The organism is Nostoc sp. DedQUE07 (genome assembly GCF_034530975.2).
In the GTDB taxonomy this organism is placed as follows: domain Bacteria; phylum Cyanobacteriota; class Cyanobacteriia; order Cyanobacteriales; family Nostocaceae; genus Nostoc.
Map to the genome: position 1 here is coordinate 33634 of NZ_JAVRCC020000033.1, position 16561 is coordinate 50194.

A 16561-nucleotide genomic window follows, 5' to 3' on the forward strand; every position below is an offset into this window, starting at 1 on the left:
GCGTCTGTTTCAACACAAAAAAAGCAGATAGAAATAACCATCTGCTTTAATAAAAGATTCATTGTCTAATTTACATAGATACCAATTGATTCACTGGAGCAATCCCAGCCAAATCTAAAATTGGCGCGATCGCATCTTCACGCTTCACCGCCATCATGTGAACTCCTTGACATAATTGCCGCGCTATCTGCACTTGCTCGGCGGCAATTTTAATCCCTTCCTCAAAAGGGTCTTTGGCTTTTGCCAATCTATCAATAATATGTTGGGGAATATTTACACCCGGAACACATCTATTAATAAACTGGGCATTTTTTGCTGATTTCAACAGAAATATTCCTGCCAAAATTGGTTTTTTATAACCAGCAGCAATGGTATCCATAAACTTTTCTAGCAGATCAAAATCGGTAATCAATTGACTTTGAAAAAACTGCGCTCCGGCTTCGATTTTGCGTTCAAATCGACTTTGTAAACCCGACCAACTTTTACATTGCGGATCTACTGCTGCACCAACAAATAAATCTAAGGCTCCATCAGTCAAGGGTTTTTCATTGCAATCAACGCCTTGATTCATCTTCCGAATCAGTTGCAGCAATCGCACCGCTTCTAAGTCAAACACTGCTTTGGCATCTGGATGATCGCCTGATTTTACTGGATCGCCAGTCAAAGCTAAAATGTTATTTATGCCTAAAGCATGAGCGCCCATCAAATCAGCTTGTAAACCGATACGATTGCGATCGCGGCAAGCAATTTGACAGATCGGCTCTATGCCATTCTGTGATAAAATCACCGATGCCATTAACGAAGACATCCTTAACACGGCGCGGCTACCATCAGTAACATTGACGGCATGAACTCTCCCCTTAAGAGTCGCCGCCATTTGAATCATGTGCGCTGGATCTCCCCCCTTCGGCGGTGCTACCTCGGCAGTAACTAGAAATTTACCTGCTTGTACAGCTCTGCGAAAGTCATTTAAACCTGTGGGGCTGTGGGTGTGATGCATAACATTAAGCTTTTCAATTTCTTAAATGGTATAACAAATCACACCTAAAGGTGAAAACTTATAGAGGAAGAGAATAGCCTAAAGCCGTTTTGACTTGTGATAAAGTTTGATTGGCGATCGCTCTAGCTTTTTCCCCTCCATCCCGCAACACAGATTCCAAATAGCTTTTGTCCGCCGTTATCGAGTGATATTTTTCTTGAATTGGTTTCAGAGACTCAATAATTGTGTCTGTCAACAATGGCTTGAATTGTCCCCAGCCCATATCTTGACACTCAACAGCTACATCTTCCTTTTTCTTTCCTGAAAGCAATGTATAGAGCGTTAACAAATTATTACACTCTGGACGCGCTGGATCGTCAAAAGTCAGCCCCCGAATCGGATCGGTTTTACAACGCTTAATTTTGTATTGAATCTGCTCTGGTGAATCTAGCAAACTGATTCGGCTTAACTCTGAAGGATCGGACTTCGACATTTTGCGTGTACCGTCCGCTAAACTCATCACCCTTGCCCCTTCTTTGCGAATCAAAGGGTCTGGTAACTTCAAAACTGGTTGTTCTGGTTTACCAAATTGGTGATTTAACCGAGCTGCAATATCCCGTGTCAATTCCAAGTGTTGCTTTTGGTCTTCACCCACTGGCACTTTATCGGCTTGGTAAAGCAAAATATCAGATGCCATCAGCACAGGGTAATCCAATAAGCCTGCACTCACATTTTCTCCTTGTTTAACAGCCTTTTCCTTAAACTGGATCATATCTTGCAGCCAGTTTAGAGGCGTAATGCAGTTGAGCAACCAAGTGAGTTCACTGTGGGCCGAAACGTGGGATTGAACAAAAATGGTGGAGTGATTTAAATCAAGACCACAAGCTAGATAAAGAGCAGCAAGAGTGTAGGTATCAGCTGCCAACTGTTTTGGGTCGTGTGGCACTGTAATCGCGTGTAAATCAGCCACAAAAAGGTAATTTTCGTATTCGCTCTGACCTTCTACCCAGTTGCGAATGGCTCCCAAATAGTTACCTAGATGGTAATTGCCGGTTGGTTGAACTCCAGAAAGAACACGTTGCTTGCCCATAAATTTCAACTTAGTTATCTCAAATCCACGCTAGTAAAGTGGCGGTGTGGTGACAATTTGCTTTTCTTCATCTACAAGAGGCTGCATCAACCCAAACTCGCCTACGCAAAACTCATTTAATTTTGACATTTTCCAGGTCAACTGGCCGTTGCAGAATTACAGATTTAGTAATGACAGCGGATTTGATCTGGATTTCAGTAGGACTAATGACAAAGAACAGCCGAACAGCCCTAGCCAATTAGCTTTAATTGTGCTGACCTACTTATACTCTTTTTAGATAATATTTTCAGTTGCTATCGCTTTGCCTCTTAATAGATACTATTCTCAATTGCTTGTTGAGAGTATTATCATGACTATTCGTTTAACCGAGACAGACTTTAATCAATTATGTGAGGATGTACAGCTTAATCACTATCAGGGAAAAGTAAAATTTTCTACCTGGTTTGGTCAAGTGAGTAGTCACTGGACTATGCTGCGCGATCGCCTTGAGCTAGTAATTCAAGAAAGCGATTATTCGGAAGCAGTAGTTCTTGAAGGCGAACACGATGATTCGTCTTTTTTGACATCTAAATTTTTTCTGTCTGGTGGAATGAGAACCACTACGCCAAATGTGCCTGGAGTTAGGGACGATTATGAAGAAGTTGCAGGCTATAACTACTTATTTTATTTGCCTGAGATTCGGGAGTTTGAGCATTTTACGGCGAACCAACGCAAGCAGTGTATCAGTATTTATTGGTATCCTGATTTACTTTTTAGTTTTGAGGGTAGCTTCAAGGAATTACCAACTCTGCTCCAGCAGTTGATCGAAAATCCGACAAAAGAGCGTTTTCATCAGCCATTAGGAGCCATCACGCCGGCGATGCGATTGGTGCTGAAGCAAATATTGCAGTGTCCGTTCCGAGAAACACTCAGACAAATGTATTTAGAAGCAAAAGTTTTGGAACTACTGACGCTTCAAATTGCTCAGTGGAGAGAAAATAATCTTTTATTGGAGCGATCGCTATATTTTCGTCCCGATGAAATTGAACGTTTACATCATGCTAAAGCGATTCTCAATCAAAAGCTCCAGCATCCACCTTCTCTACTAAATCTAGCCAGACAAATCGGACTCAATGACTTTAAGCTGAAACGGGGATTTCGAGAAATTTTTGGCACTACGGTGTGTGGGTATGTGCAATCCTTACGGCTAGAGCAAGCACAACAGTTACTACTCGGCACTAATTTAACCATTGCAGAAATTGCTTCTCAAGTGGGATATGAAAGCATAAGTCATTTTGGCTACCTGTTTAAGCGACAATTTGGCGTAACCCCTAGAGATTATCGTCGCTGCAAAGGCTGATAGCAAAAGGTGAATCCCGATTGCGAGAAAAAAATCCAGTTTCAGATATATGCGAACGCCTAAATTTCCGTATTCTCCTAAATAGAGTTAGATAATAATAATTCTCAAATAATCGGCTCTGTTTTTAGAAATACGGTTGAGTGTGTGGAGTTATGAAGCTGTCGCAATCTTGGTTCATTTGCTGTTTGATTATTGCTGTCGTTATACAACCAACTCAGGCAAAGGAAGTAACTCAAATTCATGGTGGACAAGAGCTAGACGGCTCTGCAAGAACAGTGAAAGAATGGCTGGCTCAGATAGAACAACAAAACCAAACGCCACAAACAGAAGTTGTGCAGGTGACGGAAGTTAAGGCAAATTCTACTAACAAGGGTGTAGAGGTGATTTTACAGACATCTAAAGGCGAACAGTTGCAGATCGCAAATCGCAGTGCTGGTAATAACTTCATTGCTGATATTCCCAATGCACAGCTGCGTTTACCTAGTGGTGAGGCTTTTACATTCCGCTCAGATAAACCAATTGCGGGTGTTACTGAAATAACTGTTACCAACTCTGATGCCAATACTATTCGAGTAACAGTGATGGGCGAAGCGAGTGTACCAGTTGTCGAGTTGTTTGACAGTCCAAACGAGGGTCTAATATTTGCTGTGGCTAATGCTGCAACTCCTGCGCTATCGCAGCAGCAACCTCAAACGCAACCAAGTCCTGCAAGTCAGCCAGAAACTCAGACACAGCCAACACCATCAGCAGAAGGTGATGAACCGATTGAACTAGTAGTGACGGGCGAACAGGATGGATATAACGTATCTGATGCCTCAACTGCGACTAGAACTGATACTCCTACGCGCGATATAGCTCAGTCAATTCAAGTTATTCCTCAACAAGTCATTAAGGATCAGCAAATTACGCGGATTGGTGATGCAACACGCAATATTAGTGGCGTGACTCAGCAAGGGGGCTATGGTGGGTCTACAGATAATTACAACATTCGGGGATTCACAACTTATGACAACTTGAGAAACGGTTTTTCCGTTGCAGACGATCTTGTGAATCCGACTAACATTGAGCGGATCGAAGTTCTCAAGGGGCCAGCTTCAGTGCTATATGGACAGTTTGAGCCGGGAGGTGTGGTGAATTATATTACCAAACAACCGCTCAGTGAGCCTTACTACTCTGCTGAATTTACAGCCGGGAATTTTAGCACTTATCGTCCCTCCATTGATATTTCTGGGCCGCTGAACTCAGACAGAACGTTGCTGTACCGCCTGAATGCTGCATACGAGAACTTTGGTAGTTTTCTCGATTTTAATCATCAGGAAACATTGGCGATCGCACCAGCATTAACCTACAAAATTAGTGATGCGACAACATTGACACTGGAGTATGAATACCTCATACCTTCCTATGTACGTGCAGATGCCACGATTTTCTACAAACGCGATAACTGGAGGGTTGGGCTGAACTTTAAGAATCTTTTTGATACTCGCTATTACGATTCTCAAGGCTATTATCTGCTTCCTGGTGCGCCTTTAACAGTCCTGGGAACGTTTTCTGTACAGTTTTGATTCCTGCAATTTTTGAACTGATTAAGTCCTGTTTACTATCACACAGCTTCTACCATGAACTCTAAAAAAATACGCGATTTAGCATTTACTTTGCACCGCTATCTTGGTTTAACAGTAGGACTGGTACTAGTTATCGTTGGCTTGACAGGTAGCTTGTTGGTGTTCGAGCAAGATTTTGACCATTTTGCCATCGCTCAACAATATGGACACATTACGCCCCAAAAAGAGCAGTTATCCCCAGAGTCCGCGATCGATACAATTCAGGCTAGGTATGCTGCACGAACTGACTTGAAGCTTTTTCGGATTTATTTGCCAGATACCTCAGATACTCCCTATATAGGACAATTGGCATCAACTGATGGTCAAAGAACAGAGGTTTTTGTCAACCCTTATACAGGGAAAATTATGGGTCAACGTCTATGGGATCAAACCCTGATTGGGATAATGCTTAATTTGCACTATACCTTGATGGCAGGTCAAACCGGAATTATTATCGTTGGCATTACTGCCTTGCTAATGTGTATTCTTAGTATCACAGGTTTGGTTCTTTGGCCTGGTTGGCGCAGATTGATTGCAGGCTTCAAAATCAAGTTTGATGCTCATCCTAAACGTGCGAACTTTGACATTCACAAAGTGGCTGGCATTATCACTGTGGTTTTTTTATTGTTTACTGGCTTTACTGGCTTTTGCTGGAACTTCTACGATTTGACTGAGCCGATTATTTACGCTGTTACATTCACCTCGAAACTATCCGAACCAGTATCCCAACCAATTCCTGGTCAATCGACTTTAAAACTAACGCAACAACTCAAAATTGCTAATGCTGCTTTGCCAAATGCTGTTATCAAAAGCATTTACTTCCCCGAACGGCCAGAAAATGCTTTACAAATTCGTATGAAACTGCCCCAGGAAAATATAGAGTATGGGAATAGTAATGTTTATCTCGATCAATACAGTGGTAAGGTTTTGCGTGTTGATAATGCTTTGAAGTTATCATTGGGCGATCGCGTCCTCAACTCCTTCGTTCCTCTCCACTATGGTACCTTTTGGGGGCTTCCATCCCGTATCCTTTATGTATTTGTCGGGGTTGCACCTTTAATTTTATTTATCACTAGCTTTGTGATGTGGCGGTATCGTTATCAAGCTAAAACTAAAAAACGCGATCGCTCAATAGAACTGTCAGATTTACGTCGCAATTAGGGATTTCCTTCCGTTGCTCTGAACCCTAAAGTTCCAGCCTAAAAAATCAAAGCCGTCTGTTGTGGCTGTATTTTCCACCTGGCAAAGGACTGCGGCTACTTGCACAGTTACTCTGGCGACAAGGTTGGCAACGCCAGGAAATTCGGGGTCAATTTTGGCAACAGCTTTGGGCTATCATTCGCACCAAGCCCCAATTCGTAAATATGTATTTGGGTTTATGTGCTGCTGGCAAGCATTTTTGGGAATACCACCTTTTAGCTAGAGAGCGCATTACTGAGCAATTAGGATTTGATCCGTTAGTTACGCCTACCCCTGTTGAAAAACCATTAGTCACAATTTAAGATCGCTCAACAATCAACCGATCGCTAATGTGTTTTTATTATGTTTTATAAATAGCGATCGCATTAATTTTGCTCACAAAAACCAAACTCTTAAATTTGATTTACCTCTTTGCTAAACTTACCTGTCCTCCAATTAACCCTAGAAATCCAGTTCCAAAGTGTTGAATATCCAAAAAGCTTGCTTGCTCCGGTGAGGTTTTGTAAATCCGAAATGTCTTCATAATTCCCAAGGTGGCAGCACTTTCTAGAGGCCCAACAAAACTAATATCCCGGTCAAGGAAATAAGTTTGATTAGCCCAGTGAGCCATCTGATTTGCATTCAAAAAATAGCAGCCTGCATGAGGATTGAGGGCACGACAAAAGGTAATTGGTGCATTCATAATTGTACCCTTGAGTTCTGGTTGCTCCTGCACATTTTGAAAAGGAGCAGTTACTCGCAAAGCCAAATCTCCATCAATGTAAGCTTTATGAACCAAACCGTAAGGGGAGATTTCATAACGATTTGGCTGGAGCAAATTTAAATCACCTGCTTGTTGAGTAAACCAATTTAATTTTATAAAAAACCAGGGATCGTGGATAATTAAGTCATCTTCTAAGAAGCAGTAATAATCATATTGACCGAGACAACTTTGCAGAACAGCTTGGCACTCAAAACCCAAAAGCAGAGGTTCTATATTAGTAGAATGATGCTTATATAAATGGGATGGTAAGGGAAGCTGGTTTAAAATATGATTATCTTGGGTTGTACAAATAACAATATCTAGTTCATGCGATTGCGGCTGGTTAGCAGGAAAAGCTATTCGTTGAGCAATGTTAATAATACTTTGAGATTTACCAAATAATTGGTGTAAGGCGGTAAGGCTATTAGTTAACGCCTGCAAGCGGGGTTGCGGGTCTTTGCGTTGGGAAGCATGACGACCCTCACCGCTAGGTTTGAAAAAATGGGCAATGGTAAAAATAATTCGCATTTTACATATCGCTTTTATATTTCTTTGTCATTTGTCATTTGTCATTTGTCATTAACCAATAAATAATAATTAATATAATTCTTACAAAATTAGTTATTTTAACACTTTTATTTGCACCTTTGCTGGAGGCAAAAATATTTATGCAAGAGGCTAATGATCAATGACTAATGACCAATGACCAATGATTAACGATCAATGACTAATTTTTGCCAAATCCTTTAGAAACTGGGCGTTTTTTTAAACTATCAGAACTTTTACCAGCGAACATCCATTGCAAATGCTGTGGTAACAGTTTTGCCAAATCATAACGCTTGATGATTGTCTCTCGCGCCTTCGCACGAATTGCTTGCATCTCTTGGGGATTATTCAGGGCCTCTTCAACCCTATTAGCAATATTCTGAGGAGAAAAGAAATCTACCAACAGTCCATTCATCCCATCTTGTACGACTTCCAAAACTGGCGCAGTCTTAGACGCTACTAGTAAACATCCTGCTGCCATTACTTCTAACATTGACCAGGATAATACAAAAGGACGGGTTAAATAAACATGAGCAGAAGAAGCTTGCAAAACCTGAAGGTACTCATTGTAAGGTAGCCTATCTGTAAAGTGCAGCCTCGATAAATCCAAAGATGATTTTAATTTTTCTAGCATTAATTGTTTATAAGTCTGACCATCAGGGAGATTTTTACCATAAGCAACTCGATTTTCTCCGACAACTACCACGTGGCATTTAGGTCGTCGCTGCTGAAGTAGCGCTACCGTTTCCATAAACTGTGGAAAACCTCTATAAGGTTCCATTCCTCGTCCTACATAAGTTACCAACTCTTCGACATGAGAAAGATCCAGATTTATTCTTGGTAAAACTAACTTTGCACCTGGTTTGGGAACAAAATAATTGGTATCAACACCATCATGAATTACAGTGAGTTTGCTATGATATTCTTTGGGAAACTGCTGACGCTGCCAATTAGTTGGAGAAAGACCGCGATCGCAGCTATATAAATCCGTTAAAATCGGCGCATTTTTGACCCTGATGCGGCATTCATCATCAACATTCACCGGATCGTTGGGATCGAAATCTGCATCGGAACCGTGAGCGTGATAAAACCACTCGAAATAACACAATAATTCGGCTTTGGGGAAAACATCTTTCATAAATAAAGTTGGCCCCCAACCAGAATGACCATAAACTATATCTGGAAAGAAACCCTCGGATTTTAATTTTTCTGCTACGCGATAGACAGCTTGAGCGGTGAGAACAGCATTTTCCAGGTTGCGAACGTAGTGGTGAGTTTGAGGTGCAGCTTCACGAGAAGGAGTATAAATAGCTTTAAAAACGCCGGGTATTTCCCCTTCCCGACGATTTGTCCCAAAGACAACTTGGCAATTAGGATCTTTACCCAAAACCATCGCTAGGTTGCGAAATTGTGAGGGAAAATTGGGATGTAAAAATAAAACTTTCATTGGAATAATCTTGATTAAATTATTACCAGATAAAATAAATTAAGACAAGCTGCTTAAGATTATAAGATTATTTATCACAACTTTTAGCAAGTAAACTTAGATAAATGCTTCCCCGAAAATGCGAAAATAATCGCAAATTCGTGTTATAATCATGAAATTTATTGGCATTGATTTGGGCTGGAAATCTCAACCAAGTGGATTGTGCTGTTTAGAATGGATAGATGGACAACTGCAACTACTCGATCTAGACCGCAAAGATGCCATTGCAGACATCCTCACCTGGATCGATCGCAGCGTCCAACCAGATGAGCCAGCCATTATTGCCGTAGATGCACCTACCCTTATACCCAACGCTACCGGGAGTCGTCTCCCCGATAAACTCAGCCACAAATACTTTGGCAAATATCATGCGGGATGCTATCCAGCTAATCAAAACTTACCCTTCGCCGATGGCACCATCAACTTTGGCTTAGAATTAGAATCACGCGGCTTTGCCCACGCCCCCACCATAGAACCGCAAAAACTCAGCAGATATCAAATAGAAGTCTTCCCCCACCCAGCAATCGTTAACCTATTCAACTTAGAACGCATCCTCAAATACAAAAAAGGACGGCTCAATGAGCGCCGTCTAGAACTAATTAAACTCCAAAATTATCTTCTTGATATTCTCCCCTCCTTCTCTCCTCCTCTGCGCCTGTGCGGTTTGTTCCTTCTGGAAATCCCCACCACAGGTGCAGCTCTCAAAGCAACCGAAGATAAACTAGATAGCTTAATTTGCGCCTATGTTGCTGCATACTGGTGGTATTGGGGAGAAAAACGTAATTTGGTATTAGGCGATCGCACTACTGGATACATTATCATTCCCCAAAGAATTTGAGCAAAGGCAAAGCCTTTGCTGCTTTAGAGTCCTTGCTGATGCTAAAAATAGCATTCCGCAAACCGTATCGCTTGGTAATGGCAGAGCGCTAATTAGGATTAAAAAACACAAAATTGTTGTTGGTTAGTGACAATCCAGTAGATAGTTGTGCAAATTATACCTGAGTAAACTCAGATGCACTACCATCAAACTCTTTTTCCCCCTGTCCCCTGCCTTATCCCAACAATAATTATTACGCCGACCTACTTATTCCAGCCAAATTGTATTTCCCTTAAAATTACGAGGAATTTTAGCAATAATTATTTTTTGGGCGTGACTGCATCGCATAATAAAAGGCGTTGCTAATTTAAGTTTAGCAACGCCTAATCTTGAATATTTAATAACTACTCAGCACTCTTACTCTGCCCAAGCAATCAACCTTGGTTCATAAGCATTAGCCAGATTTTTATTTTTCGGCAATACACGCAAAGACAAACCTTGTAAACCAGAAGCGGTATAGATGATATTACCAGTGTAAATACTCAATTGCTGTCCATCTTCGCCTTGGTAATCCATCACCACTGGCACAGCGTTGACAATCTCACCATTGGCATCGATCGCACCTTGATATAACTCCACTTGCACATCATTATTGGTCAAAGTTGCCAAGTCAACCTTGGCTTTGACAGCAACGGTTTGGTTAACTTCAATGTCTGAAGCTGCCGATACGTCAACATCTTTGATTCTGATGTTGAACCAGTGTTCGCTAAGTTTTTCTTTCCAAGCGGCTAGTTCTTTCGCTGGAGCATAGTTATCAACAGTCAGGGTATGATAGCGATCGCTAGCTGGGAAATAAGCCCTCCCAGCATATTCTCCGACCATCCGCGCTGTATTAAAGAAGGGACAATTCAACCGAATTGCATCCTTCATTTTGGCAACCCACGGACGGGGTAAACCATCAGTATCCCGATGTTCATAAAATAAAGGCACAACTTCCTTCTCTAACAACTCGTAGAGAGCATTTGCTTCTACTTCATCTTGATAGTTGGGATCGTCGTAATTCTCTCCATGTCCAATCGCCCAGCCTGTGCGGACGTAATCAGCTTCATCCCACCAGCCATCTAGCACACTTAAATTTGGCAAGCCATTCATTGCCGCTTTCATGCCACTAGTACCAGAGGCTTCCCGTGGACGACGCGGTGTGTTCAACCAAATATCGCAACCCGCAACCATCAACCGGGAGATGTGAATGTCGTAATTGGGAACAAACACTACCTGTTTTTCTAAATGCTGTTCGCGGATAAAGTGATTGATCTCGCGGATCAGTTCTTTACCGGGGATATCTTTAGGATGTGCCTTACCAGCAATCACGAATTGCACTTTCCGGTCTTTATTAGCCAGTAGAAGCCGCTTAATCCGATCCAAATCGCGCATCCAGAGGGTGGCGCGTTTGTAGGTGGCAAAGCGACGAGCAAAGCCAATGGTGAAAGCGTAAGGATCTAAAACTTCTTGTGCCTGGGAAATTTCAGAGGCAGAAGCGCCGCGATCGGTCAAATGTTTAACTAAATGATCCCGCACATACAAAATCATATCTAAACGGCAGCGTTCGTGATTGCGCCACAATTCCTCATCGGGTATGGCGTCCATCCGATCCCACAATGGGCTATCTGGTGGTGCTGATGACCAATTTGGGCCGAGGTAGCGATCGTACAATTCTTGAGTCGATTTCGCCACACAACTCCGAGCATGGACACCGTTGGTAATTGCAGCGATCGGCACTTCCTCCACTGGCACTTTCTGCCACAAGCCCTGGAACATTTGCCGCGACACCACACCGTGGAGTTGGGCGACACCGTTAGAAAATGTTGCCATTTTCAGCGCCAGCACCGCCATACTGAAAGGCCCAGATAAATCGCCTGTATTCTCGCGCCCCAGTCCTAAAAATTGCTCTTTGGGCAACCCAAATATCTCTGCATAATACCCCAGGTAGTACAACATTTTTTCGGGAGCAAACAAGTCAATCCCTGCTGGTACTGGCGTGTGGGTAGTAAAGATATTACTGGAAGCCACCACCTGTCTAGCTTGGGGATAATTCAGTCCCTCTTCCTGAATCAGCAAGCGGATGCGTTCTAGGGCAGAGAAGGCGGCGTGGCCTTCATTCATGTGGTAAGCGGTGACTTTCAGCCCTAAAGCTTTGAGCATTTGCACACCACCGATCCCCAGCATAATTTCCTGGTGGATACGCATATCGATGTCGCCACCGTATAGCTGATCTGTGATGTCGTGGTCGTAAGTGTTGTTCGGTTCAATGTTGGTGTCCATCAAATACAGGGGAACCGTTCCCACCTGTACGCGCCAAACTCTGGCATACACCTTGCGTCCTGGATAATCTACCGCAATCCGCAGTTCAGAACCATCGGCATTGCGCTCTAGATGCAAGGGCATATTATAGAAATCGTTGAGCAGATAGCGTTCTTGCTGCCAGCCATCAGCATTGAGATATTGGGCAAAGTAGCCTTGCTGATACAGCAAACCTACACCTACAAGCGGTAGCCCCAAGTCACTGGCAGATTTGAGGTGATCCCCTGCCAGAACGCCCAAGCCTCCAGAATAGACGGGCAAACAATCTACAAGTCCAAATTCTGCCGAAAAATAGGCATAGCATTCTTTGGGTTTCTGTTCCCGTTGTTTCTGATACCAAGTGCGCTCTTGCAAATAATCGTCTAACTGACGGTCAGCTCGATCCATTTGCGCTAAAAAGCCTTCATCTTCGACAACTTCCAGAAGCCGCGATTGAGAGATAGTACCTAACATTAACACTGGGTTGTGATGGCTAGACTCCCAGAGATCGGAGTCTAAGCGACGGAATAAATCTTTAGTGTCAACGTTCCAATCCCAGTGCAAGTTATATGCCAGCCGCCGTAATGGTTCGAGTCGCGGCGGTAGTGAAGGGGATACGTTAAATGTGCGAATTGGCTGCATAGGTTGGCAAAACTCCAAGTTTAGCTATGGTTATTGTTTACTCTCTTTACCAATGTTGCCAATTCTTTATACTGTAGTTTGTGAAAAAGCGATGACTTTGTTAAGCATTGAGAATTATTTTTAACCTCGTTGCTAAAGTTTACACCAAGGTGTTTCTAATTCTATGCCTTACTCTGAGCCATGTACTTGGTATATTAAGATTTAATCACTGGCTGGTATGTATGACTGAAAAAAATTTAGTTTTGAATAAATAATTTATATTTATTTTAGTATTGCTTCCGGGGATCAATTCGAGAGTCTTGGCTGAGGGTAAAAATTCCCTATAGCTGTGTCCGGTAAGGTGAAATTTTTTAATTATTTTTTAATAAAATTGCGCTGTCAATGAAGGGAGTCCCGATGAAAGGAGTTTCAAAAGCCTTGCATGAAAATCTTCTAAAGACTGGGATTTTATACTCAGCACGGGCTAAATGCCCCGCTGACGCTAACAACACTTAGCACTCTCAAGCCAGGAAGCAGAAGGGAAACCCCATAAATAATTAATCGGATGAAAGCTCTACCAAGCAGTTAATCAAGAAAAGCGATGCCTGGGGCGGGCTACACCTATGCTAACTACTTGGTATGAAATATTTAGTACTAAATCAGGAAGATAACTTATAAAGGTGTTATTTTATGCACCTAGTGAAGGCTGATCTTTAGTATTTTTTGTCATTGTCAGAGCTACGGCTGCTGCATAAGCGAGTTCTGCTGCCATTTGATAAGCAAGTTTGATACTTGATGAAGTGTCCTTGGCTTTAGGAGATGGGGAAGCTTTTTTTCGGCGCGACTCAAGTTTTACATCACCTGCTGCAATAGCTCGCTGTAAAATGATCCAGGCATCTAGGTCTTCTGAGTCATAATTACCTTGAAGCTGCGATCGCAGTTGATCTTCGGCTACAACACTCAAAGAGCCGATAGTTAGAGCTTCTTGTACAATTTCTTTAATTAAAGCCATAATTTGAACCAAGTGTGTGAGTTAAAATCGATACCTCAATTTGGGAAGTTAGATGTTTTTTTGCAGATTTATCCTCGAAAATAAGCTACTTTTAGCTTTCTTCTAATAAAATTTATAATGAGTAGTACCAAGCACGCATCACCCGCTTGGCTCACCCGAATGGGTGATTTATAAATTTTTAGATACAAGTAATAGCGAAGAGAAAAAATTTCAGCTACTTTGGCTTTTTAACGAAGAGGGTGTCACAAGTATAGTAAATGTCATTCTGAGTTTAACGCCCAATTATAAAATAGTAACGATAACAATATAGACCAAAATGCCAATAACTACTTACAGCATTTTTAAATCTCCCTCCTTAATGGATGCTATCTAAGTGTATAAAAATATTTTAGAGTAGCATAGGCTTTGCCTGCCGGAGAAATCGCCCTAGTAAAAAAGTTAACTTATTTCCAGTATTATCATCAACAATAAATCTGGAAATCAACTTATTTAATAAGAGTGTTCCACTAAAAATAAAATGTGCTATTGTTAAAAACAATTGTTCTTAAAAACCATTCATGTCATTACAAACGTGAATTGGCTAGTCTGTAAATCATCCGTGTGCAACATGATTGGAGCAGCATACTCTAGAAATTCGTTGCAAGAAAGCCGTCATAGCAGTCGGGGAAGCGCTTACTTGTTTGCACCGATGGTTAACTTCAATGTGATGGCTGATGTGGGAGATAATCCACCCTAATTGGATTTTATTTGGGCATCAATACCCAGAAAAATCCAACAATAATTACATTGTTATGCTAGGCAAAAATTTTATTTAAACTTTGAATATAGTCTAGTTAAATGTATTTTTTGTTGCAAAATAGTTTGTGAAACTGAATTGTTTCAAAAAACTAAAACCGCTTGAGAGTAAATAGCCTCAAGACAAACAACACTATCCCTATTTGCTTTAGGAGTGCTGTTAGCGGTAGCAAGCTTTTCAAATTTGCCAGAGAACCAAAACAGTAGTCTATCTAAACCAGCAAATTTTCCATCAGACAATTTAGAGTCTAAGTTTTGACACAGCAATGCACTGAAATTGTTTTGTTAATTGATTTTGTGAAACATAAGCCAAAATTTTACGTGCATATAGTACAAAATCTGCTATCGACTTAATGCAATTGTGCATATTACTTGAGTAATTTTACATATCTAACCTCAAGAATTGTTCGCATAGTCAAAGCCAGACTTTGGTTTTTCAATGTAAAACCATCTAAAAATCTTGGGAAATTTTGGTGATATTGCTACCTTAGCTTATGTATTAATACATACATAGTCTATTGGTATTGGTAGAAGATTAGAATACAGTCAAAACAACTTTAAACACTGTCAACAACAATTGATTAACGAGATATGTAGCCATGCAGAACGAGCAATATTTTTCCAAATTGCAGCGCGTGCAAGAACTTTTAGTAACTACAGTATTAGGAGATATTCCAACACTTCTTCTCGGCCCAAAGTTGCGTAATTTAGGATATCGTAGTATTTTTGGCCAGATAGACAGCCCAGTATATATTCAAAATGGTGTTGAATTTAACGGTACTTCTTGTATTGAGATCGGCACAGGAGTCTATATTTTCAAGGGTGTGCGGATGGATGCGAGAGGACATAAAAATAATAGAATTCATCTAGGAAATAGAGTTGCGATTGAACGTAACGTTGATATCGGGTCTTTAGAAGATACGTATATACATATTGATGAAGACACCTTCATTGCTCCTAACGTGTGTATTGAGGGGCCAGGAGACATTAAAATTGGTAAACACTGCATGATTGCTGCCCATTCAGGGATATATGCCAATAATCATAATTTTGCCGATCCGATGGAGCTGATTAAATACCAAGGTGTTACTCGCAAGGGAATTGTGATTGAAGATGATTGTTGGCTAGGACATGGAGTAACAGTATTAGATGGCGTTACTATCGGCAAAGGCAGTGTTATTGGTGCAGGAGCAGTTGTTAATAAAGATATTCCTGCTTTTTCCGTTGCTGTCGGCACACCTGCACGAGTAATCAAAAACCGAATTGGCAAAGATATAGCAAAGCTTCAAGTTGAGAAATAGGGCATGGGGTATAAGAGGCAGAGGGGCAGGGGAGCAGGGGAGAAATAATAACTCCTAACTCAGCACTCCTAACTCAGCACTGCTGAAAGGCATGGGGAATAGTAACTATCCCCTGTAAGCTGTTGCCTTTTTTGGGAAACCTTTGCCATCAGTCAACGTCACAAGGGTAAACGCCTCTGAGTTATCTTTCTTAAGGGCATCTACAAGTCAGACAACTGACATCTTGTACATTATCAATAACCGTAGGGTAGACATTCCTAGTCTTGAGTCCCCAGAGTCCTCTAAAAAAGGGACGAGATTTGGGTAATATAAAGTAGCTATCTTTTCTGCATTGCAGATAGTGAAAGAACAGCTTTCTTTGTTTTACCCGTTGGAGATATTTCTATGCTGACTTTAAAAATCGCTGTTTATATTGTTGTTGCCTTCTTCGTAACTATCTTCATCTTTGGATTTTTGTCGAACGATCCAGCTCGTAACCCCGGCCGTCGGGACTTAGAGTAAAAGGGCGATAAATTATCCGCGGCTTTGGAAGGCGGAAAATACTAAACGCCACGGAAACTTACTAAGCGAAAATTTAGTAAGTTTCTTTCTCCAAGTAGCTTGCTGTAGGTAGCAGAAGGCGACAGTCGGAAGGCAAAATGTATGTTTATCCTTCCCTTTGTCATTTGGCTGTTTGTTAGCCCGATTTT

The 16561-nt window shown here is 41.5% G+C and carries 13 protein-coding genes and 1 pseudogene; 8 read left to right on the forward strand and 6 right to left on the reverse strand.

The features are described from left to right. Positions 1 to 70: 70 nt before the first annotated feature. Entirely contained in the window at positions 71 to 1000 is a 930-nt protein-coding gene (locus RMZ95_RS22750; RefSeq protein ID WP_322686254.1) for a methylenetetrahydrofolate reductase, read from the reverse strand. 58 nt (positions 1001 to 1058) lie between these two features. Further along, complete coding sequence (gene trpS / locus RMZ95_RS22755; protein WP_322671063.1) at positions 1059 to 2069, reverse strand: tryptophan--tRNA ligase; 1011 nt, start codon at positions 2067 to 2069, stop codon at positions 1059 to 1061. Positions 2070 to 2418: 349 nt separating this feature from the next. Between trpS and RMZ95_RS22760 the strand changes: the two genes are divergently transcribed. From RMZ95_RS22760 to RMZ95_RS22775, 4 genes and pseudogenes are all read left to right on the forward strand, one after another. Continuing rightward, on the forward strand, positions 2419 to 3408 hold the full coding sequence (locus RMZ95_RS22760; RefSeq protein ID WP_322686253.1) for an AraC family transcriptional regulator: 990 nt from the start codon (positions 2419 to 2421) through the stop codon (positions 3406 to 3408). Positions 3409 to 3560: 152 nt separating this feature from the next. Next, positions 3561 to 4973: a TonB-dependent receptor plug domain-containing protein gene (locus tag RMZ95_RS22765; RefSeq protein ID WP_322686252.1), complete on the forward strand. Its 1413-nt coding sequence runs from the start codon at positions 3561 to 3563 to the stop codon at positions 4971 to 4973. Between the two features lie 54 nt (positions 4974 to 5027). Continuing rightward, on the forward strand, positions 5028 to 6173 hold the full coding sequence (locus tag RMZ95_RS22770) for a PepSY-associated TM helix domain-containing protein (protein WP_322686251.1): 1146 nt from the start codon (positions 5028 to 5030) through the stop codon (positions 6171 to 6173). Between the two features lie 65 nt (positions 6174 to 6238). Then, a pseudogene (locus RMZ95_RS22775) lies at positions 6239 to 6514 on the forward strand (DUF4070 domain-containing protein); the annotation flags it as partial. Positions 6515 to 6615: 101 nt separating this feature from the next. On the opposite strand, the gene RMZ95_RS22780 reads toward RMZ95_RS22775, so the two are convergent. After that, the gene (locus RMZ95_RS22780; RefSeq protein ID WP_322671059.1) at positions 6616 to 7482 is read right to left on the reverse strand and encodes a calcium-binding protein; all 867 of its coding nucleotides are present in this window, start codon (positions 7480 to 7482) and stop codon (positions 6616 to 6618) included. A gap of 199 nt (positions 7483 to 7681) precedes the next feature. Then, on the reverse strand, positions 7682 to 8947 hold the full coding sequence (locus RMZ95_RS22785; protein WP_322671058.1) for a glycosyltransferase family 4 protein: 1266 nt from the start codon (positions 8945 to 8947) through the stop codon (positions 7682 to 7684). Positions 8948 to 9098: 151 nt separating this feature from the next. Between RMZ95_RS22785 and RMZ95_RS22790 the strand changes: the two genes are divergently transcribed. After that, positions 9099 to 9824 carry a DUF429 domain-containing protein gene (locus tag RMZ95_RS22790; protein ID WP_322686250.1) on the forward strand — a complete coding sequence of 242 codons (726 nt, stop codon included), beginning with the start codon at positions 9099 to 9101 and terminating at the stop codon, positions 9822 to 9824. Between the two features lie 396 nt (positions 9825 to 10220). Here RMZ95_RS22790 and glgP read toward each other — a convergent pair whose 3' ends face one another. Further along, a complete protein-coding gene (gene glgP / locus RMZ95_RS22795; RefSeq protein ID WP_322686249.1) occupies positions 10221 to 12785 on the reverse strand; it encodes an alpha-glucan family phosphorylase in 2565 nt (854 codons plus the stop codon). A 667-nt stretch (positions 12786 to 13452) separates the two neighbouring features. Further along, positions 13453 to 13776 carry a hypothetical protein gene (locus RMZ95_RS22800; protein ID WP_322671054.1) on the reverse strand — a complete coding sequence of 108 codons (324 nt, stop codon included), beginning with the start codon at positions 13774 to 13776 and terminating at the stop codon, positions 13453 to 13455. Positions 13777 to 14347: 571 nt separating this feature from the next. Between RMZ95_RS22800 and RMZ95_RS22805 the strand changes: the two genes are divergently transcribed. The 3 genes from RMZ95_RS22805 to RMZ95_RS22815 all read left to right on the forward strand — a co-directional run bounded on the left by RMZ95_RS22805 (position 14348) and on the right by RMZ95_RS22815 (position 16373). Beyond that, positions 14348 to 14512 (forward strand): hypothetical protein, encoded by a 165-nt coding sequence (locus tag RMZ95_RS22805; RefSeq protein ID WP_179063512.1) that lies wholly within the window; start codon positions 14348 to 14350, stop codon positions 14510 to 14512. Between the two features lie 658 nt (positions 14513 to 15170). Continuing rightward, entirely contained in the window at positions 15171 to 15872 is a 702-nt protein-coding gene (locus RMZ95_RS22810) for an acyltransferase (RefSeq protein ID WP_322686248.1), read from the forward strand. Between the two features lie 384 nt (positions 15873 to 16256). Further along, positions 16257 to 16373 carry a photosystem II reaction center protein I gene (locus RMZ95_RS22815; protein WP_041566417.1) on the forward strand — a complete coding sequence of 39 codons (117 nt, stop codon included), beginning with the start codon at positions 16257 to 16259 and terminating at the stop codon, positions 16371 to 16373. Positions 16374 to 16561 lie beyond the last annotated feature (188 nt).